Origin of the sequence: Nocardia grenadensis NBRC 108939, assembly GCF_001613445.1 — a bacterium.
GTDB lineage: Bacteria > Actinomycetota > Actinomycetes > Mycobacteriales > Mycobacteriaceae > Nocardia > Nocardia grenadensis.
Genome location: NZ_BDCJ01000006.1, coordinates 57,972 through 82,167 on the forward strand (window position 1 = coordinate 57,972; position 24,196 = coordinate 82,167).

Annotated in this window: 24 protein-coding genes; 12 read left to right on the forward strand and 12 right to left on the reverse strand. The window is 67.6% G+C overall.

What is annotated here, in order from left to right; translation table 11 throughout:
• Positions 1 to 85: 85 nt before the first annotated feature.
• Positions 86 to 592: a nitroreductase/quinone reductase family protein gene (locus NGR01S_RS07180; protein WP_063035407.1), complete on the reverse strand. Its 507-nt coding sequence runs from the start codon at positions 590 to 592 to the stop codon at positions 86 to 88.
• Between the two features lie 350 nt (positions 593 to 942).
• On the opposite strand from NGR01S_RS07180, the gene NGR01S_RS07185 reads away from it, so the two are divergent.
• From NGR01S_RS07185 to NGR01S_RS07205, 5 genes are all read left to right on the forward strand, one after another.
• The gene (locus tag NGR01S_RS07185) at positions 943 to 1,503 is read left to right on the forward strand and encodes a TetR/AcrR family transcriptional regulator (protein ID WP_084480525.1); all 561 of its coding nucleotides are present in this window, start codon (positions 943 to 945) and stop codon (positions 1,501 to 1,503) included.
• Positions 1,504 to 1,546: 43 nt separating this feature from the next.
• Positions 1,547 to 2,701 (forward strand): acetyl-CoA C-acetyltransferase, encoded by a 1,155-nt coding sequence (locus tag NGR01S_RS07190; protein WP_063035670.1) that lies wholly within the window; start codon positions 1,547 to 1,549, stop codon positions 2,699 to 2,701.
• Between the two features lie 193 nt (positions 2,702 to 2,894).
• Positions 2,895 to 3,365: a MarR family winged helix-turn-helix transcriptional regulator gene (locus tag NGR01S_RS07195; RefSeq protein ID WP_063035409.1), complete on the forward strand. Its 471-nt coding sequence runs from the start codon at positions 2,895 to 2,897 to the stop codon at positions 3,363 to 3,365.
• On the forward strand, positions 3,362 to 4,603 hold the full coding sequence (locus NGR01S_RS07200; RefSeq protein WP_063035410.1) for an MFS transporter: 1,242 nt from the start codon (positions 3,362 to 3,364) through the stop codon (positions 4,601 to 4,603). Before NGR01S_RS07195 ends, NGR01S_RS07200 begins: the two co-directional genes overlap by 4 nt.
• Positions 4,604 to 4,698: 95 nt before the next feature.
• Positions 4,699 to 5,442 carry a DUF427 domain-containing protein gene (locus NGR01S_RS07205; RefSeq protein ID WP_063035411.1) on the forward strand — a complete coding sequence of 248 codons (744 nt, stop codon included), beginning with the start codon at positions 4,699 to 4,701 and terminating at the stop codon, positions 5,440 to 5,442.
• A gap of 138 nt (positions 5,443 to 5,580) precedes the next feature.
• On the opposite strand, the gene NGR01S_RS07210 is transcribed toward NGR01S_RS07205, so the two are convergent.
• From NGR01S_RS07210 to NGR01S_RS07225, 4 genes are read right to left on the reverse strand one after another with little or no spacing between them, the layout of a single operon-like run.
• A complete protein-coding gene (locus NGR01S_RS07210; protein ID WP_063035412.1) occupies positions 5,581 to 6,663 on the reverse strand; it encodes an NAD(P)H-dependent flavin oxidoreductase in 1,083 nt (360 codons plus the stop codon).
• Entirely contained in the window at positions 6,660 to 7,418 is a 759-nt protein-coding gene (locus NGR01S_RS07215) for a CoA-transferase subunit beta (RefSeq protein ID WP_063035413.1), read from the reverse strand. Before NGR01S_RS07215 ends, NGR01S_RS07210 begins: the two co-directional genes overlap by 4 nt.
• Positions 7,415 to 8,293, reverse strand: coding sequence for a CoA transferase subunit A (locus NGR01S_RS07220; RefSeq protein ID WP_063035671.1), 879 nt, complete (start codon positions 8,291 to 8,293; stop codon positions 7,415 to 7,417). Before NGR01S_RS07220 ends, NGR01S_RS07215 begins: the two co-directional genes overlap by 4 nt.
• A 16-nt stretch (positions 8,294 to 8,309) precedes the next feature.
• On the reverse strand, positions 8,310 to 9,074 hold the full coding sequence (locus tag NGR01S_RS07225) for an enoyl-CoA hydratase family protein (protein WP_063035672.1): 765 nt from the start codon (positions 9,072 to 9,074) through the stop codon (positions 8,310 to 8,312).
• Positions 9,075 to 9,139: 65 nt separating this feature from the next.
• Here NGR01S_RS07225 and NGR01S_RS07230 point away from each other — a divergent pair, with 65 nt between their 5' ends.
• From NGR01S_RS07230 to NGR01S_RS07250, 5 genes are all read left to right on the forward strand, one after another.
• On the forward strand, positions 9,140 to 9,937 hold the full coding sequence (locus tag NGR01S_RS07230) for an SDR family oxidoreductase (protein ID WP_063035414.1): 798 nt from the start codon (positions 9,140 to 9,142) through the stop codon (positions 9,935 to 9,937).
• A gap of 44 nt (positions 9,938 to 9,981) precedes the next feature.
• Complete coding sequence (locus NGR01S_RS07235; protein WP_063035415.1) at positions 9,982 to 10,893, forward strand: SDR family oxidoreductase; 912 nt, start codon at positions 9,982 to 9,984, stop codon at positions 10,891 to 10,893.
• A 541-nt stretch (positions 10,894 to 11,434) separates the two neighbouring features.
• Positions 11,435 to 12,544, forward strand: coding sequence for a hypothetical protein (locus tag NGR01S_RS07240; RefSeq protein ID WP_157107159.1), 1,110 nt, complete (start codon positions 11,435 to 11,437; stop codon positions 12,542 to 12,544).
• A gap of 5 nt (positions 12,545 to 12,549) precedes the next feature.
• Positions 12,550 to 13,062 carry an ImmA/IrrE family metallo-endopeptidase gene (locus NGR01S_RS07245; protein WP_063035673.1) on the forward strand — a complete coding sequence of 171 codons (513 nt, stop codon included), beginning with the start codon at positions 12,550 to 12,552 and terminating at the stop codon, positions 13,060 to 13,062.
• Positions 13,059 to 14,081 carry a hypothetical protein gene (locus NGR01S_RS07250; RefSeq protein WP_063035417.1) on the forward strand — a complete coding sequence of 341 codons (1,023 nt, stop codon included), beginning with the start codon at positions 13,059 to 13,061 and terminating at the stop codon, positions 14,079 to 14,081. The genes NGR01S_RS07245 and NGR01S_RS07250 overlap by 4 nt, the downstream gene beginning before the upstream one ends.
• Before the next feature lie 232 nt (positions 14,082 to 14,313).
• On the opposite strand, the gene NGR01S_RS07255 is transcribed toward NGR01S_RS07250, so the two are convergent.
• On the reverse strand, positions 14,314 to 14,730 hold the full coding sequence (locus NGR01S_RS07255) for a helix-turn-helix domain-containing protein (RefSeq protein WP_011207048.1): 417 nt from the start codon (positions 14,728 to 14,730) through the stop codon (positions 14,314 to 14,316).
• Between the two features lie 434 nt (positions 14,731 to 15,164).
• Complete coding sequence (locus NGR01S_RS07260; protein WP_063035418.1) at positions 15,165 to 16,328, reverse strand: steroid 3-ketoacyl-CoA thiolase; 1,164 nt, start codon at positions 16,326 to 16,328, stop codon at positions 15,165 to 15,167.
• A gap of 158 nt (positions 16,329 to 16,486) precedes the next feature.
• Between NGR01S_RS07260 and NGR01S_RS07265 the strand changes: the two genes are divergently transcribed.
• Positions 16,487 to 17,743: a cytochrome P450 gene (locus NGR01S_RS07265; RefSeq protein ID WP_063035419.1), complete on the forward strand. Its 1,257-nt coding sequence runs from the start codon at positions 16,487 to 16,489 to the stop codon at positions 17,741 to 17,743.
• Positions 17,744 to 18,087: 344 nt separating this feature from the next.
• Here the strand turns inward: NGR01S_RS07265 and NGR01S_RS07270 are convergent, their stop codons facing one another.
• From NGR01S_RS07270 to NGR01S_RS07290, 5 genes are all read right to left on the reverse strand, one after another.
• On the reverse strand, positions 18,088 to 18,504 hold the full coding sequence (locus NGR01S_RS07270) for a nuclear transport factor 2 family protein (RefSeq protein ID WP_063035420.1): 417 nt from the start codon (positions 18,502 to 18,504) through the stop codon (positions 18,088 to 18,090).
• A 55-nt stretch (positions 18,505 to 18,559) separates the two neighbouring features.
• Positions 18,560 to 19,435: a TIGR03619 family F420-dependent LLM class oxidoreductase gene (locus tag NGR01S_RS07275; protein WP_063035674.1), complete on the reverse strand. Its 876-nt coding sequence runs from the start codon at positions 19,433 to 19,435 to the stop codon at positions 18,560 to 18,562.
• A gap of 2 nt (positions 19,436 to 19,437) precedes the next feature.
• Positions 19,438 to 20,604, reverse strand: a complete 1,167-nt coding sequence (locus NGR01S_RS07280) for a thiolase family protein (RefSeq protein WP_063035421.1) — start codon at positions 20,602 to 20,604, stop codon at positions 19,438 to 19,440.
• A gap of 70 nt (positions 20,605 to 20,674) precedes the next feature.
• Positions 20,675 to 21,739 (reverse strand): thiolase family protein, encoded by a 1,065-nt coding sequence (locus NGR01S_RS07285; protein WP_245664473.1) that lies wholly within the window; start codon positions 21,737 to 21,739, stop codon positions 20,675 to 20,677.
• Positions 21,740 to 21,752: 13 nt separating this feature from the next.
• On the reverse strand, positions 21,753 to 22,766 hold the full coding sequence (locus NGR01S_RS07290) for a Zn-ribbon domain-containing OB-fold protein (protein WP_373861399.1): 1,014 nt from the start codon (positions 22,764 to 22,766) through the stop codon (positions 21,753 to 21,755).
• 60 nt (positions 22,767 to 22,826) lie between these two features.
• On the opposite strand from NGR01S_RS07290, the gene NGR01S_RS07295 reads away from it, so the two are divergent.
• Positions 22,827 to 23,867: an LLM class F420-dependent oxidoreductase gene (locus NGR01S_RS07295; RefSeq protein ID WP_063035423.1), complete on the forward strand. Its 1,041-nt coding sequence runs from the start codon at positions 22,827 to 22,829 to the stop codon at positions 23,865 to 23,867.
• Positions 23,868 to 24,196: the final 329 nt, after the last annotated feature.

The following is a 24,196-nucleotide window of genomic DNA, read 5'->3' on the forward strand; positions in this document are numbered from 1 at the left end:
GGCGAGTTCCGCGCGTCCGGTGCTGCCGGATGCGGTGCGCGCCGGTACGCGGACGCCGACGGCTCCGGGGTCCCGCGAGAGCGGTTCAGACGCGGGACAGCGCGAAGATGCGCAGATCGCGGTCGGTGCGCTTGCGGTAGGCGGCATAGGCGCCGGTGATTTCGACGAATCGCTCGAAGATCGATTCCGCGGCCGCGCCCTCTACCCGGGTGGCGATGACCGGTATGCGTTCACCGGCGATGGAAACGGTCGCTCTGGGCTCGGCGAGGAGGTTTGCCGTCCAGGCCGGGTGGCGGGCACCGCCGAAGTTGCTGCCGATGATGTAGAGAGTCGCGCCGTCGTGTACGCACAGCAGCGGCTGGGTGCGCGGCTGTCCCGACCGGCGACCCGTTGTGGTCAGCAGGATCACCGGTGCGCCGATCGGCCCGAGCACGGTGTAGCGGGCATCGGTGCGTTCGAGTACCCGGCGGTCCAGCGGGGTGAGGGCCCGGACCACCCGGGAGCCGAACCTCGTGCCGGCGAACCTGTCTGCCGCACGGGCCAGGGGACTCTCCGGGGAACCCCACTGTCGCTGTGGGAACGGCGTCGTCATCCGGCGAATATACCGACGGGACGGGCGTGCCCTCCGGTTTACGCCGGGCCGGCAGCCGCTCGGCTCGTCCCGAAGCGGTCGGCGGCCCGCCGATCCGATTCCGGGAATTCGGTCCGGGGCGGAACCGGTCCGGGATATCGGCCGTCCAAATTATCGGAAGCAGTGCGGAGTTCGTACCACTTCCGCGACGCGGGCCCGAGGGGTCCGGCTCCGACAGGGAGGGGGGAGCCGGAAACCTCGGGCCCGCCGGTTACGCACCATCCATAGACCAAGCAAATGCTTGGTTGTATCATGGCGGGGTGACCGCACCCGACCCCTCGAAATCGGCCCGGCGAACCGAACTACTCGATATGGCGGCAGAGCTGTTCGCCGAACGGGGCGTGCGCGCCACCACGGTGCGTGATATCGCCGACGCCGCGGGCATCCTCTCCGGCAGCCTGTACCACCACTTCTCCTCGAAAGAGGGGATGGTGGACGAGATCCTGCGCGGATTCCTCGACGAACTGTTCGGACGCTACCGCGAGATCGTCGACGCCGGGCTGGATTCGCGTGCCACACTGGAAGCCTTGGTACTCGCCTCCTACGAGGCCTTCGATCGCTCCCACGCGGCGGTCGCGATCTACCAGTCCGAGGCCAAACGCCTGCGGGCCGCCGAACGTTTCGCCTACATCGACGACTACAACCGCGAATTCCGGGAGCTCTGGCACCGCGTCCTCACCAGCGGAGTCGCCGACGGTAGCTTCCGTGCCGAACTCGATATCGACCTGGCCTATCGCTTCCTGCGCGACACGGTCTGGGTCGCGGTCCGCTGGTACCAGCCCGGCGGCGGGTCGATCACCGTCGACACGCTCGCCAAGCAGTACCTCACCATCGTGCTCGACGGGCTCACCGTGCCGGGCCACACCGATTAGGAGAAATTCCATGGCAACAGCTGCCCGCCGCCCCTACGCACCGTTGCGTGAGGCGTATGTGATCGATGCGGTGCGCACCCCGGTCGGGAAGCGCGGTGGTGCGCTGGCGGAGGTCCATCCGGCCGATCTCGGCGCGGCCGCATTGCAGGGCCTGCTCGGCCGCAATTCGATCGACCCTGCCCGGGTGGACGATGTGATCGTCGGCTGCGTGGACAATGTGGGCCCACAGGCCGGCAATATCGGTCGGACGATGTGGCTGACCGCCGGATATCCGGAAGAGGTCCCCGGCGTCACCGTGGACCGGCAGTGCGGGTCCAGTCAGCAGGCCATCAATTTCGGCGCCCAGGCGATCATGAGCGGTACCGCCGAGGTCATCGTGGCCGGCGGTGTGCAGAACATGAGCGCCATCCCGATCTCCGCGGCCATGATCGCCGGCAAGGAGTACGGCTTCGATTCGCCGTTCGTCGGCGCCAAGGGCTGGGATCACCGCTACGGCACCGGCGAGGTGTCGCAGTTCCGCGGCGCTCAGTTGATCGCCGAGAAATGGGGGATCACCCGCGAAGACATGGAGCAGTGGGCGCTGCGCAGTCACGAGCGCGCCCGTGCCGCGATCAAAGCGGGCCGGTTCGACAAAGAGATCGTGCCGGTGGGCGATTTCTGGATCGACCAGGGCCCGCGCGAGACCAGTCTGGAGAAGATGGCCTCGCTGCCCGCGCTGGAAGAGGGCAGTCCGCTGACCGCCGCGGTCGCCTCCCAGATCTCCGACGGGGCCAGCGCCACTCTGCTCGCCTCGGAGTGGGCGGTCGAGGAATACGGCCTCACCCCACGCGCCCGCATCATCCACGTCAGCGCCCGCGGCGCCGATCCGCTGTACATGCTCACCGCGCCCATCCCAGCCACCCGGTGGGCGCTGGAGAAGACCGGCCTGACCATCGACGATATCGACGTGGTCGAGATCAACGAGGCCTTCGCCCCGGTGGTGCTGGCCTGGTTGAAGGAGACCGGCGCCGACCCGGAGAAGGTGAATGTGAACGGCGGCGCCATCGCACTGGGCCACCCGCTGGGCGCGACCGGCGCGAAACTCTTCGCCACCCTGCTGAACGAACTGGAGCGGATCAACGGCCGCTACGGCCTGCTCACCATCTGTGAGGGCGGCGGCACCGCCAACGCCACCATCATCGAAAGGCTCGATCGCTGATCGAGTGGTGGCGGCAATGCCGCCACCACATCGGTTCCATCGGTGGACCCGGGCGGGCATATCGGCCCTACCCGGCGACATCGGTCACCGTCGCCCGGCGCAGACCTGCCCGGTCGACGGGTGTACTCGGCATGTGGTGGGTATCCCGCGGGCAGTCTAGAAATAGATAGTTAGCCTATGTAATAATATCTGGGTGCAGGCGACCCCGGTGACCGATGTGGACGACACCGTCGTCGATCTACTGGTCACCGCGGGCCGGCTCACGCGCGCGGCGGGAACGCTCAGCGTCGACGAACTGCCGCGCGCCACCGTGCGCGCACTGGCAGTGCTCGAGGAACACGGTTCGCTGCGGGTCAGCGAATTCGCTCATATCGATCGCACATCGCAACCCACGGCCACTGCGCTCATCGCCCGCCTGGTGGGGGAGGGATACGCCTCCCGGCACCGCGATCCGGACGATTCGCGCGCGGTCGTCGTCCAACTCACACCGGCCGGGCGCGCCCGGCTCGCCGCCACCCGCGCCTCCATGCGTGCGGCGCTGTCCGGCCCGCTACCCGGCTTCGACGCCGAACGCCTGACCGGACTCGCAGCCGACCTACGGGACCTGCTGGCGGCGATCCGGGAATCGGCCGGGCACCACACGCAATCGAGGAAAGACCGATGAGCACCACGACCGGAACGGCCACCGAGCCGACCAGCACATCGACCGGGCAGCCGAAGGCGGTGTGGGCCGTCGCCTTCGCCAGCGTTATCGCGTTCATGGGTATCGGCCTGGTCGATCCGATTCTCAAACCCATCGGTGAACAGCTCAACGCGTCGCCGTCGCAGGTATCGCTGCTGTTCACCAGCTATATGCTCGTCACCGGCGTCGCCATGCTGGTCACCGGCGTGATCTCCAGCCGGTTCGGCGCGAAGAAGACTCTGCTCGTCGGGCTCGCGCTGATCATCGTCTTCGCGGCCCTGGCCGGTATGTCGGGGACGGTCGGCCAGATCGTCGGCTTCCGCGCGGGCTGGGGGCTGGGTAATGCCCTATTCATCGCGACCGCACTGGCCACCATCGTGGGTGCCGCCAGCGGCGGGGTCGCGCGCGCGATCATCCTCTACGAGGCGGCGCTGGGTATCGGTATCGCCACCGGGCCGCTACTGGGCGGCCTGCTCGGCGGGATCAGCTGGCGCGGGCCGTTCTTCGGAGTCTCCGTGCTCATGGCCGTCGCCTTCATCGCGATCGTCGTGCTGCTCCCCGAGGGGCCGAAAGCCGCGAAGCCGACCTCGCTGGCCGCGCCGTTCAAAGCGCTACGCCACCGCGGCCTGCTCGTCGTGAGCATCACGGCCCTGCTGTACAACTTCGGTTTTTTCACCCTGCTCGCCTACACCCCCTTTCCGCTGGACATGGGCACCTACGCGATCGGCTTCATCTTCTGCGGCTGGGGCATCCTGCTGGCCGTGGCTTCGGTGTTCTTCGCACCGAAACTGCAGCACCGTTTCGGCACGCTGCCGATGATCGCCGTCGCGGTCGGGCTGTTCGCCGCGGATCTGGCGGTGATGGCGTTGTTCGCCGAGCACAAGCCGGTGCTGATCGCCGGTGTCGTTCTCGCGGGCCTGTTCCTCGGTGTGAACAACACACTGATCACCGAGGCCGTCATGATCTCCGCTCCGGTGGAACGCTCGACCGCGTCGGCGGCCTACAGCTTCGTCCGCTTCGTGGGCGGCGCCGCCGCACCGTGGCTGGCGGGCAAACTCGGTGAGACCAGTGTTTCGCTGCCGTTCTGGGTGGGCGCGGTCTGCACCGCCGCCGGTGTGGTGGTGCTGCTGGCCGGCCGCTCGGCGCTGGCCCATATCGACGACCACGACCCCGCTCCCCACAGTGTGGAGGAAGCGCAGGCGGTCACGGTCGGTGACTGACCTCCACAAGAAGTCTTCCGCGGGTCCCGCCGATAGGCGGGGCCCGCTCTTTTCGTGACCATCCGGACAACCTGCCCGGCGTAGGGTCGGGGAGTATGACCGAAGCACAGCGAGACGAGGTCCGGGTCGAGACGATCCAGAAGCGGGTGCGGGTCTACCTCGGCGGCCATCTGGTCGCCGATACCGTGCGGCCCGCGCTGGTCTGGGAGAACCCCTATTACCCGGCCTACTACATCCCGGCCGCCGATCTGCGCGCGAAACTCGAGTTCGACGGCAGCACGCGCACCTCGCCGCTCCTCGGGGAGGGGAGCGAATACACCGTCGTGGTGGACGGCACCACGGCTGCCGGCGCCGCCCTGCGCTACGCGGATGAGCCGTTGCACGACCTGGTGCGGCTGGAGTGGGACGCGATGGACGAATGGTTCGAGGAGGACGAGCCCATCTACGTCCACCCCCGCAACCCGTACTCGCGGGTGGATATCCTGGCGAGCTCCCGGCATGTACGAGTGGAACTCGACGGTGTGACCGTGGCCGATTCGCGGTCCCCACGGATCCTGTTCGAGACCGGGCTCCCGGCCCGTTTCTACCTGCCGCTCACCGATATCAGGATGGATCTGCTGCGGCCGTCGGACACTCACACCAGCTGCCCGTACAAGGGCAACGCCGACTACTGGCACATCCGCATCGGCGCGGACGAGTATCCGGATCTGGTGTGGATCTACCGGACCCCGACCCCGGAGAGCCAGAAGATCGCCGGGCTGGCCTGCTTCTACAACGAGAAGGTCGATCTTTATATCGACGGCGAGTTGCGGGATCGGCCGCGAAGTCCGTTCAGCTGAGCGCGGCCGCGGGCAGTCGTCGCCGCGGCGCGCTGCGCGAAATGCCCGCCGCGGCCGCGGTTGCCCGACCGGAGGACAGCGACTCCGCTACGACAAGGGCCCGCCCACCACAGTGGACGGGCCCGGGTGCCGCATACCTCAGCTCTTCGATTCGGTGCTCTGGGGCAGTGCGGCGAGGGCGCCGATCCGGGCGACCGCGTCCGTGACGATCCGATCGATCAACTCCTGGCAGGTGGGAAGATCCTCCAGGATGCCGCTCACCTGGCCCGCCGCCAGCACCCCGGCTTCGGTATTGCCCTCGACCAGCCCGGCGCGCAGCAGCATCGGGGTGTTGGCCGCCATGATCACCTGGGACCAGGTGAGGTCCTTGGCCTTGCGCATGGCCAGACCGTCGCGGACCAGCGTGGACCATTTCATCCCGGTCATGCTCTTGAACCGGGCCGCATTGCCGACTGCGGCCGCGAGGCCGCGGGCCCGCCCCGAGTTCTCCAGCTTCTGCACGAGTTCGGTGTTGAGCACCCGATGCGGCATACCGTCGACCTTGGTGGACACCACTGTTTCGCCCAGTTGGCGGCGCAGGTATTCCTGTTTCACCGTATCCGGGACGCTGCTCTCCTGCGTGAGCAGGAAACGGGTGCCCATCGCGACCCCGGCGGCACCGTAGGCGAGGGCGGCGGCGAGGCCGCGTCCGTCGAAGAAGCCGCCGGCCGCGACCACCGGGATATCGACCGCGTCCAGGACCGACGGCAGCAGCAGCGTCGTGGCCACCGGGCCGGTGTGCCCGCCGCCCTCGCCGCCCTGGACGACCACGGCGTCCGCGCCCCAGGAGGCGACCTTCACCGCGTGCTTGGCCGCGCCGATCGACGGAACCACCACCACACCCGCGTCTTTCAGCTTGGCGATGAGGTCCTTCTTCGGTGCCAGGGCGAAGGAGGCGACCTTGACGTTCTCGCGGATGAGCAGATCGATCCGCTCGGGTGCGTCCGAGGCGTCGGCGCGGATGTTCACGCCGAACGGTTTATCGGTCTGCGCCTTGGTTTTGGCGATGGCCGTTGCCAGCTCGTCGTAGGTCATGGTGGCCGAGGCCAGAATGCCCAGCCCACCGGCATTGGAGGTGGCCGAGACCAGGCTCGGGCCCGCCACCCAGCCCATACCGGTCTGCACGACGGGATGCTCGATCCCGACGAGTTCGGTCAGCGGGGTCCGCAGCCGGGCAGTCACTGCGGGACCTCCCGATCGCGGATCATCTTCGGATCCAGGACCTCGCGGATGATCCGCAGCTCCTCGTCACTGGGCAGCCGGGACTCCTCGGCCGTGCCCAGGTCGGCGATCTCGAAGGCGGTGTTCTCCGCGACCTCACCGGCGGTGACCCCTGGGTGCAGGCTCAGCGCGCGCATCGTGTGGTCCGGGCCGTTGAAATCGAAAACGCCCAGATTGCTGACCACCCGGTGGATGTGGTGGAAGCGGAAGGCCGGGTTGTCCGGGTCGACCTTGTCGTAACCGACGCCCGCGACGATATCCACCTTCTCGCCGAACACTCGCTTGGTGTGCCGTCCGACCCAGTAGCTGGTGGGGTGGTTGATGGTGTTGCCAGGTGCGCCGCGGACGCCGAACATCTGCCGGGTCGGTTGCTGGAGCGGGCCGAAGGCCGAGAGGTTCTGATTACCGTAGCGATCGATCTGGTTGGCGCCCATGACCACATGGCGGCGGCCCGAGGCCAGCACATCGAACACCTTGCGGAACGGGATCCAACCCTCCACCGGCGCCTTACCGCCGAGCGGTGGGGTCTCGGCGAGGAAGAACGCTTCGCCGTCGGAGATCAGCAGGTCGGGTTCGAAGGTGAGTTTGGCCAGCCGCGCGCCCAGCTGCGCCATCGGCGACATGGGACTGGCGAAGATCTCTCCGGCGCCGCGAAAGATCTCGGCGCAGGCGACCGCGCACACTTCGGCGCGGGTGATGGTTTCGGTGCTGGTCACCGCTCCTCCTCGAATCGCGCGACGGCGGCCTGGTAGTCGGCTTCGGAGCCGCTGAGATAGGTGTCGACGAAGGTCTGCCAGGTCTCCGGCGACCCGGCGGCTTCGACGTAGTGCCGCTGGAATTTCTCGTCCCGGCCGTAGCTCTCACCACCGAGGGTGAAATGCGCGCCGTTCGGGGCCTCGGCCACCGCGTCCACCATCATGCGGTTGAGCAGCAGCGCTTGCTGGGGAACGGTTTTCACCAGTTCCTCGGTCTCCACGAGACGTTCCACCGAGAGGTAGCGTTTCTCGGCGGCCAGGCAGAACAGATCGTCCATGTAGGGGTCCACGCCCTGGTAGGCGGCATTACCGTGCGCGTCACCGATGTTCAGATGCACCAGCGCGGCGTCGAGGTTCAAGGCCGGCATGGCGATCAGGGTCTCCGAACGGCCGTCCGGGCCCGGGTACGGCGAGGTCACGGTCCGCAGTTCGCCGTCCCAGAAGTTGGGCACATCCGACCCCAGGCCGGCACGGATCGGCAGGAACGGCAGGCGCGCCGCGGCCGCCTCGAGCCCGCATTTGAGCATGCCCTCATCCATTTCCCGGGCGACGAGCTGCCCGGAAATGCGGGCCTTCGCGAACCAGGGGTCGTAGAACGGCGCCGAGTCGAGGGAGACGAACCCGTAGTAGGCCTTGCGGACCTTCCCGGCCGAGAGCAGCAACCCCAGGTCCGGGCCCCCGTAGGTGACCACCGTCAGATCAGTGACATCGGACCGCAGCAGGGCCCGCACCAGGGCCATCGGCTTCCGCCGGGAACCCCAGCCGCCGATGCCGATGGTCATCCCGCTGCGCAGTTCGCCGACGATCTCGTCCAGCGTTTTCCGCTTGTCTCGCATGGTCTTCCGTTCCACGTCAGTTCTTTTCCTTCTGCGCCGCCAGGTCTTGGTCGAAGCGTTCGCGGATCTCGTCGGAGGCTCCGGAGAGGTTCAGTTCGAAGGTGAATCCCTGCTCGAAGCGGTAGCTGCGGTGCACGTCCTGCAGGTCGATGCCGTTGAGGGCGCGTTTGGCGGCCCGGATGACCCGGCCGTCCTTGGCCGCGATGTCCTTGGCGACCTCGAGCGCGGCGGCATCGAGTTCCTCCCGGGGGACCACCTTCAGTACGGAGCCGTAATGATGCAACTGCTGGGCGGTGGCGGTGCTCGCGGTGAAGAAGAGCGCGCGCATGAGGTGCTGGGGGACCAGCCGGGCCAGGTGGGTGGCGGCGCCGAGCGCACCGCGGTCGACCTCGGGCAGGCCGAAGGTCGCGTCCTCGGAGGCGATGATGATATCGGAGTTGCCGACCAGACCGATCCCGCCGCCGAGGCAGAAGCCTTGGACCGCGGTGACGACCGGGACCGGGCAGTCGTAGACCGCGCCGAATGCCTCGAAGCATCCGTGGTTGGCGTCGATGAGCGCCTGATGGCCGGGTTTGCGCTGGATTTCCTTGATATCGACGCCCGCGTTGAAGCCCCGGTTCTCGGCGCGCAGCACCACCACGCGGGTCTGCGGGTCGCGCCCGGCGGCACGGATCTCGTCGGCGAGGGCGAACCAGCCGTCCGAGGGTATGGCGTTGACCGGCGGATAGTCGACCGTGACCACGGCGATTCCGGCGGATTCCGAATGGCGCTTGATCCCCATCGCGTATCCCATCTGGCATCTCGAGCATCTTGGCTAAGCAAGCAATTGCTTGGTAGGTTAACACGGTGGCACTCGAAATCGACCTGTCCGATCGCGTCGTTCTGGTAACCGGCGGCGTCCGCGGCGTCGGCGCGGGGATCAGCCGCGTCCTGCTGGCCGCCGGGGCGACCGTGGTGGCATGCGCCCGCCGTCCCGGCGATACTCCCGTCGAGGTGGACGGGCGGCAGACCGACTTCCTGCCGTGCGATGTCCGCGACCCGGCGGCCGTGGCGGAGCTGATCGCCGAGATCGTCCGGCGGCACGGGCGGCTGGATCACGCGGTGAACAATGCCGGTGGCGCCCCCTATGCCCTGGCACGGGATGCCAGCCCCAAATTCCACACCAAGATCATCGAGCTGAACCTGCTCTCGGCCCTGCACGTCGCCCAGGCGGCACACGCGGTGATCAGCGAGCAGGAAGACGGCGGTTCGATCGTCAATATCTCCAGCCTCAGCGGTCACCGGCCCTCACCGGGCACCGCCGCCTACGGTGCGGCCAAGGCGGGAGTGGACGCCCTCACCGTGTCCCTCGCCGCGGAATGGGCGCCCAAGGTCCGGATCAACTCCCTGGTGGTCGGTGCGGTGGAAACCGAACTGAGCGCCCTGCACTACGGCGACGCCGACGGAGTGGCCGCCGTCGGGCAGACCATCCCGATGGGCCGGCTGGCCCGGCCCGAGGATATCGGCAACGGGGTGGCCTTCCTGCTCTCCCCGCTGGCCGGGTACATCTCCGGGGCGACCCTGCAGATCCACGGCGGCGGCGAACCCCCGGCCTTCTTGGCGGTCGCGACCGCCACCCATTCCGGTGACGCGGCGAAGGCCTGACCTCCAGCTCGAACAGATATCGACCATCGACGATAGGAACGGACATGGCAACCGAGGGCATCTGCGCCGGACGGATCGTGATCATCACCGGCGCCGGGCGGGGTATCGGCCGGGCACACGCCCTGGCCTTCGCCGCCGAGGGCGCGAAGGTCGTGGTGAACGATCTCGGCTCGACGCTCAGCGGTGAGTCGACTGCGGAAACTCCCGCCCAGCAGGTGGTCTCGGAGATCCGGGCGGCCGGTGGGGAAGCAGTGGCCAACGGTGACGACGTGGCGAGCTGGGAGGGCGCGCAGCGGCTCGTCCAACAGGCGGTGGACACCTTCGGCGGCTTGGACGTCCTGGTCAACAATGCCGGATTCGTCCGCGACCGGATGCTGGTCAACCTCGCCGAAGACGAATGGGATTCGGTGGTCCGCGTACACCTCAAGGGGCATTTCGCCACCATGCGCCATGCGGCCGCGTACTGGCGTGCGGAATCCAAGGCGGGTCGTGCCGTGGATGCCCGGATCATCAACACCAGTTCCGGCGCCGGCCTGCAGGGCAGCGTCGGCCAGGGGAACTACGGGGCCGCCAAGGCGGGTATCGCCGGCCTCACCCTGACGGCCGCGGCCGAATTCGGGCGGTACGGAGTCACGGTGAACGCGATCGCCCCTTCCGCCCGCACACGAATGACCGAAACCGTTTTCGCCGACATGATGGCCGCACCCGAGGACGGGTTCGACGCCATGGCGCCGGAGAACATCTCACCGATCGTGGTGTGGCTGGGCAGTACGGAATCGACCGGTGTCACCGGCCGGATGTTCGAGGTCGAGGGCGGTCGCCTCGCCCTGGCCGAGGGCTGGCGCCACGGGGTGCCGGTCGACCGCGGCGCGCGGTGGAATCCCGCCGAACTCGGCACCGTGGTGTCGGAGCTGATCGCTAAGGGCGCGACGCCGGAACCCGTATACGGCGCCTGAGGATTCGCAGTTCGAACGGGTCCGTCCCGCCGCCGGCCGGCGGCGGGACGGACCCGTTTCGGTATAGACCCGTTGCCGTCCAGCTACCGGACCTCGCACCGGGTGATTGTGATCTATCCCACCCCCTCCGCGGCATTGTTCGTGGTGCGCTGGCACTCGAGCAGCGTTTGGTCGGAGGCGGCCGCCGGATATCGTCACTTCCTCATGCAGCGGTGAGTTTGCTGGTTTACCATGGGCAACCATCTGTTCGTTCTACCCGGAAGACGTCATCGCCGGGCGAATCCGCAATATCGATCGAGGGGTTGACTGGCGCATGGCCGTGGGTCGCATCAAGCGATTGCTTGCAGTAGCCGGAGCGGCCGGATGCCTGGGGTTGGTCGGCGGACCGACACTCGCGCAAGCGAATCCGGGCCGGGCGCCGGCGACCGAACAGGGCCCCTCCGGTAGCGGAGGTGGCGGTGCCGCCCCACCACCACCGGGCGCGCACCCGTCCGAGGGCGGCCCACTCGCCATACCGGGTGGTGAACCGGAGTCGGGCGACGTGAGCGGAGAACGAGCTCCGGCCGAATCGGACGCACCCACCGGTCTCGGAACGGGTAGTAGTGCACCGGCGCCGGACTCCGATACCGGTAGCAGCGGTGTGGATTCCGGTGATATCGCGCAGTGGCAGCCCCTGGGCATTCCCGGCCGGATCCAGGAGCCGGAACCGGCCGATACGGCCGGGCCCGCACCGGTCGCGGCGCCGCTACCGGACCCGGCGCCGGTCGCCGAACCCGTCGCCCCGGTGGGGTTGGGTACCGCTCTCGGCACCATCCTGGCCACCGGCTCGGCGGCCGTCGGCTCGGCCGCCGCGGCGCCTCTCGGTGCCACCGGCTCCGCCGCGCTGGGTACCGGATCAGCAGTCCTCGGAACAGGTTCCGCCGCAGTGGGTTCGGCCGGTCTCGGGGTGGGTGCGACCGGTTCCGCCGGACTGGGCACCGGTTCGGCTGCTCTCGGAACAGGTTCCGCCGCAGTGGGTTCGGCTGGAGTGGGTGTACTGGGCACGGGATCGGCCGCGCTGGGGTCGGCCGGAGTCGGGGTGCTCGGCACCGGTTCGGCCGCGACCGGTTCGGCCGGCGCCGGGATACTCGGCACCGGTTCCGCCGGTGTGGGTTCGGCTGCCGTGGGCTCGGCGGCCACCGGATCTGCTGCCGCCGGTTCGGCGGCGACAGGTTCCGCCGCGCTGGGTTCGGCCGGGGTGGGTTCCGCGGCTCCCCTTCTGCTCCTGCTGCTGCCGGTGCCACCGGTTCCGGCGGCCCCGGTCGGGCCGCCATTGGCATTACCGTCGCCAGGCGGGGCAGGGGGCGGTGCCGGTGCCCCGGCGATCGGGGTGGCCGTGCCGTTGCCCGTGGTCGCGCCGCCCGCCGTCCCCGCCGCGCCCGCTCCCGGCGGGTCCGCGCCGTCGGTCGTCGCCGCGCCGCCGAATCATGCGGTGCGCCCGACCAATGCCGAGGGCCTGCTGCCCGAACCCAAGGTCCTGTCGGTGATCGGCGGGCTGGTCGCCCTGGCCATCGCCGGCGGCGGTTCGGCCGTGATGAGTTATCACAGCGCCGCCCAGGCGCAGGCGCGCCTCGATGCCGCGCGTGCCGAATTCTTCGGAACGGGCGCGTGACCGCGATGACGCAGAGCCGAACACAGAGCGCCCGGGCCTATCGGCGGGTCGCCGCCGCGGTCGACGCGGTGTGCGCGATCGCCGCCGATGCCGACGCCACCACCCTCGAGGAGGTGGTCGACGCGGTGGCCGCCGAACGGGGCCGCCCGATCGAAATCGCCGATGCCGACCTCGGTCCCGGCGTCTGTGGCCAGCGTCGCTACTACCCGACCAAGGACATCATCGTGCTCGCCAGTGCGCTGCCGAGCCGGGACCATACGCTGGCCCACGAGCTGGGGCATATCGTCTTCGATCACGAGGGCGCCCCGGCCCCCGAGGTGACATTGGAGGTGAGCGACGAGCTCATCGCCTACATGCTCAGTCAGCGCGCCCATCAGGACGCGATCGAGGACGGCGAGGACGACCAGGCCGAATGGGAGGCCGAAACTTTCGCCGCGATGCTGATGACGCGGCTGCGCGTGTTCAACAGCCGGGGCGCGGGCGTCTCGGTCCTTCGATTCGATGAGGCTCTGGGATGACGTTCTGGTTGACCGCCCTGATCGTCTGGGTCGCCGCGGGCGCGCGGGTGGGGCGGGTACTCGTCAAACCCGCGACCACCGCGCGGGTGGCGATAGTGGTGGCCGTCTCGGCGGTCGCGCTGGCCTGTACCGCCGCGGTGCCCGATGTGGCACTTGCCGTCGACAATCTACTGCCCGGTGGATTGCCGCCGGGCCCGCTGTCGGAGGGGCTGGTGGTCTCCGCGTGGCTGCTCTTCGCCGCCGCGACCTCGGTGGTGGCCTCGGCCGCCTGGCCGGTGGTCTCACGTCGTAACCTGCGCCAGATCGCCGGAGGTATTTACGGAACCGGTCTCTTCGCCGTCGCCGGCGCCCTCAGCGCATCGTTCACCACGGGCTGGGTGGTCACCGCGGCGGCCGGTGTCTTCATCGTGGTGACCGGGCTGCGCAACCTGAGCTGGACCGCGCTGGGCCGGGGTATCGCCGTCTACGTCGCGGGGACCGCGCTGGTGGTCGCGCTGGCCGTCGGGCAGGTGCAGCGGGGGATTACCGGAGCTACTCGATCCGGGCCGGGCGAGCCGGCCTGGGCCTGGCCGTGCTGGCAGCTGGCCGCCTTGCTCATCGCCTTCGGCGCGGTGTGGATCGTGGTCGAGATGTGGGTGCGGGCGCGGTTGCTGCTGCGCCGCATACAGACATTGCACCGAGTCCTGGTGGAACGCTTCCCGGAGGTCGTCCAGGAGGAGACCGGGACATCGACCCAGCTCAAAGCCTCGGATCGGGTCGCGCAGATCATGGACGCGCTGTATCTCCAGTCGGGCGGCGGTGTCGAGATCGCCACTGCCGGAGAACCTCCCGCCGCGGTGTCCGCCCGGGCGGAACGGGTGGCGCAGTGGGCCCGCAATCCGCTGGGCCGGGTCGTGGTGGACTCGCGCTGGATCGCACCGCCGAAGGGCATCAGCCCGCGCGGATGGGTGCAGGCGATCGCGGCTGCCTTCGAAGCGCAGCCGGAACCGACCGAACCCTCAGCAGTCATGGTTACGTAGTTGCCCGAGGTATGCGGTACACCCGTTACGTCACTGTGATTATCCTCGGCGAAGTTCGGTAATCGTGCCGAGCGGTCGGTCTGCATTCTTCCGTACGGCAGAACTTCGGACACATCGCGAGCTTTGCCGAAGGAATATTTCCCATTCACGGGAACATCGTGGGGGATTTCCAGGACGCAGGTGTCGGCGCGGTGCCACCCCGACTGGGATCGCACCGCGCCGACGGTCTCTGCTATTCGGTGCCGTCCGGCGGAATTTCGGGCAAGCCTTCGCTCGCGCGCAGTTTTTCCGCCATGGAGGTGAGCAGGTTCTGCGACTCCTCCGACAGGTCGAAGGCCCGGCTGGACAGCCGGCGCAGACCGTAACCCTGTAGCTGCGATAGGAGTTCCAGGTCGTGATCGATCTTCGCGGCGTAGATGTCGTTGAAGAAGTAGTCGGGCTTCACCTTGAAGAACTTCGCCAGCGCCGCAACCGTCTCATCGGAAGGATTCGTACGCTGGCCCGACCGTAACTGCGACAGATACGGTTTGGAGATCGGATGACCGGATGCCGTCAGGGCGGCCGCTACCTCTGCATTGGTATGCGGCTTTCGCCCCGGGGGATGCACGGTTTCGAACAGCTTGTTCAGCCGCGCCGCGAAATCAGCCATTGTGAGCCGCCCAATTCCCTTCACTGTACTAACAGACGTTATCTCGGATACCTATCATTGATATTAGCGGCTCAGTAACTGAAAACCTACGCCTGAATCAGGATTTCCTTGAAGCTTCCAGGCGCATATCAGTGGAAGTGGACCGTGGTGCCGCGTTTGCGGGTTGCCCGCACCGGACTTGTCGACCTCTGATACGACCAGGTAGCCGCCCGTCGCGGGGGTCTTCCCGGGCGGGCGGCCAGTAGCCTCTGGATAGCTGGTATCCCTTCCGTAGCTGTGCTGCGGCCATTGTGTGGCGTACGACACGTCTACCGAAAGCTGAGATGAACGTTCAACCTACCGGCTGAATTTCGTGAAGGACACTGGACCCGTACGAGGGCGACTGTGGTGCGCACGGGCCGATGTCCTGTCGCAATAGGGAATTCGAGGCGCCGCTACAGGCGTTCGATGATCGTTCCTGTCGCGAGTGCGCCACCGGCGCACATGAGAACCATTGCGACGTTCCGATCGGAACGTTCGAGTTCGTGCAGGGCCGTGGTGATCAAACGGGACCCCGTGGAGCCGACCGGATGACCGAGAGCGATCGCGCCGCCGTTCACATTCACCCGGTCGAAATCGGGCTTATGTACCTGGGCCCAGGACAATGCTACGGAAGCGAACGCCTCGTTGATCTCGAACAGGTCGATATCATCGATGCTCATCCCGGACCGCTCCAGCAACCGGCCGCACGCCTGAACCGGGCCGTCGAGGTGGAACTCCGGTTCGGAGCCGACCAGGCACTGGGTCACCACCCGGGCCCGCGGCCGCAGGCCTTCACGCTCGGCGGCCTTCTCGTCCATCAACAGGACGGCTGCCGCGCCGTCGGAGATCTGTGAAGACGTTCCGGCGGTGTGGATTCCGCCCTCCAGCACCGGCTTCAACTTGGCGAGGCTCTCCGCCGAGGTCTCCCGCAAGCCTTGGTCCCGGCTCACCTCCTGCTTCTCCCCGGTCGGATTGCCCTCCTTGTCGACCACCGGCGCGGTGACCGTGAGGACCTCGCGGTCGAAGCGGCCCTCCGCCCAGGCCTGTGCGGCCAGGCGCTGGGACCGCACGCCGAGCGCGTCCACGTCCGCGCGAGTGATGCCGCGCCGCTTGGCGATTCGTTCGGCGGCCTCGAACTGGTTGGGCATATCGATATCCCAGGAGGCCGGGCGGCGCGGGCCGGCCTGGTCGCCGACATTGGCGCCCAGGGGCACCTGGCTCATCGCCTCCACGCCGCAGGCGACCCCGATGTCGATGGCATCGGCGGCGATCAGTCCGGCGATGAGATGGTTGGCCTGCTGGGCCGAACCGCACTGCGCGTCGATGGTCGTGGCGCCCACCTGCCACGGCAGGCCGGCGGCGAGCCAGGCCGTGCGGGTGATGTTGTTCGACTGGGCGCCGGCCTGGGTGACGCAGCCGCCGATGATCTGTTCGACCTTGGCGGGGTCGAGGTGGGCGCGATCGAGCAGCCCGCGCTGGGCGAGACCGAGGATCTCGGCGGCGTGCAGCCCGGACAGCCGGCCGTTGCGCTTGCCGATGGGGGTACGAGCTGCCTCGACGATAACGGGTGTGCCCATCATGAACCTTTCGTTTCGGACATAAAACTGTAACGTGTTCCGCGCACGGCACGAGGCTTGATCAGTCCGCTTTCTTTCCTCGTTCTCTCGCCTGTGCTTCAATGATTGTAGAACGTGTTTCAGTTTGTCGAAGGAGACATCTGGTGGTGGATACGCGCATGACCCGGCCGAACCTGCCGGACGGGTTCGACGTCACGGACCCCGACATGTACGTGCAGCGGATTCCGGTCGAGGAGTTCGCCGAACTCCGGCGTACCGCCCCGATCTGGTGGCAGGAGAAATCCCCGGAGGTCGGCGGATTCCACGACGACGGATTCTGGGTCGTCACCAAGCACGCCGATATCAAGGAGGTGTCGCGGCGTAGCGATGTGTTCTCGACCTACGAGAACACGGCGCTGCCGCGCTTCAACGACGATATCGAGCGCGAGCAGATCGAACTGCAGCGTTTCATCCTGCTGAATATGGACCCGCCCGAGCACACCCGGATGCGCAAGATCATCTCGCGCGGCTTCACCCCCCGCGCGATCAACTCGCTGCGCGAAGAGCTGTCCAAGCGCACCGAGGCCATCGTCAAGGCCGCCGCCGAGGCCGGGTCCGGTGATTTCGTCACCCAGATCGCCTGCGAACTGCCCCTGCAGGCGATCGCCGAACTGATCGGCGTCCCGCAGGAGGACCGGATGAAGGTCTTCACCTGGTCCAACGAGATGACCGGCTACGACGATCCGGAGATCGATGTGGATCCGGTGCAGGCATCCACCGAACTGCTCGGATACGCCTACGCGATGGCCGAGGCCCGTAAGGCCTGTCCGGCCGACGATATCGTCACCACCCTGGTCGAGGCCGATATCGACGGTGAATCGCTCAAGTCCGAGGAATTCGGCTTCTTCGTGATGCTGCTGGCCGTCGCGGGTAACGAGACCACCCGCAACGCCATCACCCACGGCATGATCGCCTTCCTGGAGAACCCGGACCAGTGGGAGCTCTATAAGAAAGAGCGCCCCAAGACCGCAGCCGACGAGATCATCCGCTGGGCCAGTCCCATCACCACCTTCCAGCGCACCGCGCTCGAGGACACCGAACTGAGCGGCGTCCAGATCAAGAAGGGCCAGCGGATCCTGATGGTCTACCGGTCGGCGAACTTCGACGAGGATGTCTTCGAGAACCCGATGAAGTTCGACATCATGCGCGAGGACAACCAGCATGTGGCCTTCGGCGGTACCGGCGCGCACTACTGCATCGGCGCCAACCTGGCCAAACTGGAGATCGATCTGATCTTCAACGCGATCGCCGACCATATGCCCGACATCACCAAGCTGGGCGACCCGAAACGGCTGCGGTCGGGGTGGCTGAACGGCGTCAAGGAATTCCAGGTCGACTACAAGACCTGCCCGGTGACCGGTCGGACGGCGGGCTGACCACCTGCGTTTCCCGGCCCCGAACACCTGGTGTTCGGGGCCGGAAATATTTGTGGGGGTCGGTGTTCTGCGTGTCGGTCGTCGCGGCTCCGGCATCGGACGGGTTCCCGCCCGGCTCGAATCGCGGGGCGAGGCGCCGGGGTACCGTCGTGAATATTCCGACGACGCCGGCCGGTCCGTACCGACCGGCACGCGGGACCCCTAGCACACCTCGGGTATCCGGCCGTGTCCGCGGATCGGCCTCCGGACGAACCGAGCCCCGCACACCGGTGTGATGTGCGGGGCTCGGTTCATACCCCGGTGGTGAGGCGGCCGGGCCGGGAGGGAAACCGGCCGGCCGCGACTCAATCGACCGGTGTGGCTGTGGCCATGGCCCGGTCCACTTCCCAGAACGCGCGCAGGGCGGCGATCTTGCCCGCCTCGTCCACCTTGTAGGTGAAGACACCCTCGGCATCGATGCGGTGACCACCGAGGGTGGTGCGGATCGTCCCGGTGAAGGCGACCTCCGCGCCGCAGGCGAAGGAATCACCGAACAGGAACTCGATCGAATCCGTCCCCGCGATGGCCTTGTCCCAGAATGCCCCGATTGCCTCCGGCCCCCGATGTCCCTTGCCCTCCGGGTCGAAACCGGAGGGGCCGACGGGATCTTCCACGATGCTGTCCGCCGCGAACAATGCGAGCCAGGCGTCCTTGTCCCGGGCACGTACGGCGGCCTGGGAGGCCAGCCCGGCCGCGCGGGCGGGATGTTCCTCGCTGCTCATGGGTTCCTCTCGACAAGCCGGTGTGCCGCCACTTCCGCGGCGACACACGCGGAAGTCAGTTGATCGGGTTCTGGATGTACTCTTCGGCGAACTCGCGCAGCGCGTCCTGCTTCGCGGCCAGTTCGCCGTCGAATCCGATACCGGCGGCCAGCCAGGGGATCACGATCGCATCGGTGACACCGGCGTCGTACTGCTCCTGGTAGCCGTCGCGGCCGAATTTGTCGATACAGACCGCCTGGATCTCGAACGGCACCTCGGCTCGTCCGTTTTCGGCGCGGAGTTCACCGAGCCGGGCGATGGTGGTCTGCAGATCGTCGAACTTCATCATGGCCGAGGTCCAGCCGTCGCCGACCTTCGCGGCGCGGCGCAGTGCCACATCGGTATGACCGCCGATGTAGAACGGGACCGGCTCGCTCGGCGCCGGACTCATCTGCAGTTCGTCGAAATCGAAGAACTCGCCGTGGAATTCGACCATGCCGCCCGCGAGGACCTTCTTGATGACCTCGATCATCTCGTCGACCCGGGCCCCGCGGCGCGCGTAGGGCACGCCGCACCATTCGAATTCCTCCGGCGCCCAGCCGATACCCACACCGAATCCGAACCGGTTACCGGACAGATTCGCCACCGACCCGACCTGGCGGGCCAGCAGCAGCGGATTACGGGAACCGAGTTTGAGCACATTGGTGTAGAAGCGCAGCCGGGTGGTCACCGCGGCCATGGCGGTCGCGGCGATGAGCGGATCCACCCACGGTGTGTCCGGGCCCCAGAAGCGGCTGCCGTCGGGGGTGTAGGGGTACTTCGCCGCCTGGGATTTCATGTAGAACAGCGAATCCGGCAGGGCGATCGAGGTGAACCCGACCTCCTCGGCGGTCCGGGCGAGAGCGGGCAGCTGGTCCAGCGGGCTCAGCGCGACCCCGAGGCTGAACTTCAGAGTCATCGGCGATCCGATCCCACGACCCACATGGAGAAGTACTGCGAGCCGCCGCCGTAGGCGTGACCCAGCGCCTTGCGGGCATTGTCGACCTGGTAATCACCGGCCCGGCCCATGACCTGTTTGGCGGCCTCGGCGAACCGGATCATGCCGGAGGCGCCGATCGGGTTCGAGGAGAGGACTCCGCCCGACGGGTTCACCGGCAGTGCGCCACCGATCTCGGTTTCGCCTTTGTCGGTGAGTTTCCAGCCGTCACCGGGGGCGGCGAAACCGAGGTTCTCCAGCCACATCGGTTCGAACCAGGAGAACGGGACATAGATTTCGGCGGCGTCGATCTCGGCCAGCGGATCGGTGATCCCGGCCTGCGCCCACAGGGCCTTCGCGGCAACCTGCCCGGCCTGTGGGTTCACTTGGTCGCGACCGGCGTAGGCCAGCGGTTCGGTACGCATGGCGGTAGCGTGGATCCAGCCGACCTTCTTCCCGGACGCCTCCACCGCGGCCGCCGACTGCTCACCGCCGATGACCACGGCACAGGCGCCGTCGGAGGAGGGGCAGGTCTCGTCGAATCGGATGGGATCCCAGAGCATCTGCGAGGCCAGCACCTCTTCGGCGGTCTTGTCGCCCTGCTTGAGATGGGCATACGGGTTCTTGGCTCCGTTGCGCCGGTCCTTGGCCGCCACTGTCGCACCGATGTGCAGAGGCGCGTTCGAGCGGCGGATATAGGACCGCACATGCGGGGCGAAGTAGCCGCCGGCGCCCGCACCGACCGGCATGGTGAACGGAACCGGAATCGACAACGCCCACATGGCATTCGATTCCGACTGCTTCTCCCAGGCGAGGGCGAGCACCTTCTCGTGCACACCGCCCTGCACCATGCTGGCGGCCACACAGGCGGTGGAACCGCCCACCGAGCCCGCGGTGTGCACGCGCAACAGCGGTTTCCCGGGGGCGCCCAGCGCGTCGGCCAGGTACAGCTCGGGCATCATCATGCCCTCGAACATGTCCGGCGCCTTACCGATGACGATGGCGTCGATATCGGCCATGGTCAGGTCGGCGTCGGCCAGCGCCCGGTCGATCGCCTCGCGGCACATCCCGGCCATCGAGACATCGCTGCGCTTGGCAACGTGATGGGTCTGTCCGGTGCCCAGCACCGCGGCGGGGAAACTCATCGGCCGGCCTCCTGTGTCATGCGGGACACCCGCACCGGGTCGGCACAGCGAAGGGCTGCGCGATGGTGATTCACTGTGCCTCCGAGTTCAAAACGGTCACAAGGTTCTGCTGCAGGGCCGGGCCGCTGGTGGCATGTGCCAGGGTGCGGCCCGCGGTGCCCGCCATGATGGGCAGCGCGGCGTAGCCGATGCGCTCCAGCCCGGTGGCGAACATGGGATTACCGGCCAGCGCGCCGCCGGACGGGTTGACCTTCGTCTCCGGTTTCAGGCCGAGCGCGTCGGTCAGGATGAGCTGCTGATGGCTGAACGGCGCGTGCAGTTCGGCGACGTCGATTCCGCTGGTGTCGCCGGTGGTCACCGCCTGTCCGGCGGCGGCGGCCGACGGGGAGGTGGTGAGGTCACGGGCGCCCAGCACACTGGAATCGATCCGGTGCGCCATCCCGGTGATCCACGCGGGACGCTCGGTCAGCTCGCGGGCCCGGTCGCCGACCGCGAGCACGATGGCCGCGGCGCCGTCGGTGACGGGTGCGCAGTCGTGTTCACGGAGCGGGTCGGCGACATACGGGTTGGCGAGCAGTTCATCGACCGATTTCCTGTCGACGGTATGCGCGGCCGAGACCGCCGCCATATCGCGCTCGGTCCAGCGGCCGGCGTCCAGTCCCGCCCGGGCCTGCAGCCCGGCGATGGCCAGGGAATCCGGCCACAGGGGCGTGACCAGGTAGGGGTCGAGCTGGGTGGACAGCACCTGGCGCAGCGTGCTCGCGGAGGATTTCCCGAAGCCGTAGACCAGGGCGGTCTGTACCTGGCCGGTGCGCAGTTTCACCCACGCTTCGTACAGCGCCCAGGCGGCGTCCATTTCCACATGGGATTCGTTGATCGGTGGTACGGCACCGATCGAATCGATGGCGGAGATGAACGAGAAGGACCGCCCGGCCAGGTAATCCGACGATCCGGAGCACCAGAAGTCGATATCGGACTTGGTGATGCCGAGCTGGTCGTAGAGCTGCTGGAAGCAGGGCACCAGCATCTCCACCCCGTTGGTGGTGCCGTAGGTCTCCGGCACATGCGGTGCGTGCGCGAAGCCGACGACGGCGATCTCGGTGGCGTTGTCGATGGAACGCTCGGTGATGGTCACGCGGGGAGCCCTCTCACAGGTGATGCTTGTAGGTGTCGTAGTCGGCATCCGGCTCGCCGGTCGGCTCGAAGTGGCTGATATTGGCCATGGTGAAGTCCCACTCCTCGCGCGGCTTCCAGACCACCTTGACCCGCATACCCATCCGCACCTCGCTCGCGTCGCAGCCGAGCACGAGGTGCAGGAAAGGAATATCCGCGCCGTCGAGCAGGACATACGCCGCCACATACGGTGGTTTGATCCGCTGCCCGAGGAAGGGCACGTTCACGATGCAGAAAGTGGTGACCGTAGCGGTCTCGGCCAATTCGACCGTTTCCGCGGTGGACCGGCCGTCCATGGGGTCCACGCCGCGCGGCGGGAAGTACACCTTGCTGTGCGCATCGGCCCGCGCGCCGATGAGTTTTCCCTCTTTCAGACCGCGCAGGAACGTGCTCTCTTCGGGGGAGGCGGTGTGCTTGTAGTCCATCCCGATCGGAGTGGTGATGATGGTGACCGGGTCGGCATCCGAGACCGGGGCCGGCTCCGCCGTCGGGGTCTCACCGGGCTCGAAGCAGACTATGTCGTGGATGGTGCCGGTGAGTTCGGCCGCCCAGCGGGCGGTCACCCGCAGGCCGGTGCCGATCTGTTCCGGGCTCTCGACATCGACCGCGTGCAGCAGTGCGGTGTCGGCGCCGTCGAGCTGGATCAGCGCGTAGGCGAACGGCCGGTCGAAGGGCTGGCCCGGCAGCGGGTCGCGGACCCAGGTCCAGGACTTCACCGTGCCGGTGGTGGCGACCTCGACGAACTCCGACAGCGGTTCCGCGGTCACCGGGTCGAATTCGGCCGGTGGCACGAGCACCCGGCCGTCCGAACCCCGGATACCGAAGACGCGTCGTTCGCGCAGGCCGGTAAGGAACTTGCCGATGATGGGTCCCACGGAGCGCGTGTAGTCGAACTCCATCCGCAGGGGCGCACTGAGCACATCGCTCGGTTTCAGTCCCGGCGGGCGTTCCTGCGTAATTACCGTGGGTGCAGTATTCCCCTGATTCACGATATCGAGTAGAACAGGTTCTTATTCTGCTGGCAAGCAGTAGGCCGGAAGGGGTCGGATATGAAGTTCGGATTGCAACTCGGGTACTGGAGCGCGGGGCCGCCGGAACATGCCGCCGAGGTTGTCGTGGCGGCCGAGGAGGCCGGGTTCGATGCGGTGTTCGCCGCCGAGTCCTGGGGGTCGGACGCCTTCACGCCGCTGGCCTGGTGGGGTTCGGCGACCGAGCGGGTACGACTGGGCACCTCGGTGGTGCAGTTGTCCGCCCGGACCCCCACCGCCACGGCTATGCACGCGCTGACCCTCGACCATCTCAGCGGTGGGCGGGCGATTCTCGGCCTCGGCGTCTCCGGCCCGCAGGTGGTGGAGGGCTGGTACGGGCAGCCGTTCGCCAAACCGTTGCAGCGGACCCGCGAATACGTCGATATCGTGCGCAAGGTGCTGGCCCGGCAGGGCCCGGTGACCAATGAGGGGCCGAACTATCCGCTGCCCTACAACGGCGCGGGCGCGACCGGTCTGGGGAAACCCCTCAAGCCGATAACCCATCCGCTACGTGCGGATCTGCCGATCTGGCTGGGTGCGGAAGGGCCCAAGAATGTGGCGCTGACCGCGGAAATCGCCGACGGCTGGCTGGCCATCTATTACACGCCCCGCATGGCGGATGTGTACAACGAATGGCTGGACGAGGGCTTCGCCCGGCCGGGTGCCCGGCGTTCGCGGGAGGACTTCGAGATCGCCGCGACCGCGCAGGTCATCATTACCGACGATCCGGCGGCCGAGATCGAGCGGATGCGCTGGATCACCTCGCTCTACATCGGCGGGATGGGCGCACCGGAACTGAATTTCCATGCGCAGGTGTATCGCCGAATGGGCTACGAGAAGGAAGTCGACGAGATCGGTACGCTGTTCCAGGCCGGCCGCAAAGCCGAGGCCGCGGCCGCCGTACCGGACGAGCTGGTGCTGGAGACCGCGATCATCGGCAACGAGACCCAGGTGCGTGAGCAGATCGCGGTGTGGGAGGCCGCCGGGGTCACCATGCTGTTGGTTTCGGTGCCGGATGTGGCGCAGCTGAAACGTTTGGCGCCACTGATTTCCGCCGGGTGAACCTGTTGCAGAATTGGTCGGTCGGCGGGCAACGCAGTAGGCGCGGCGGTGCTCCGGCAGCCGGAGAAGCCCCGACACGGGCAGCGGCATTCGGCCGTGGTGACCGGTCGAGTCGGCCGGCACCGGGTCGGAATTCGTCCGTGTCGGGCGCGGTGTCGGTGGCTGGAGTCACACCTCCGAGATCGCTCTTCCGGCCTTTTCTCATTGCATCCCTTATGATTTCGTGAAGCTGTGCATTTCGGCACGTCGTTGTGAGGGGAAGCAGTGTCCGAGGAGACCGAGGGTTCGTTGGTGGGGCGGGTGTCGTTGTCGGCAGAGGATCGCGACGG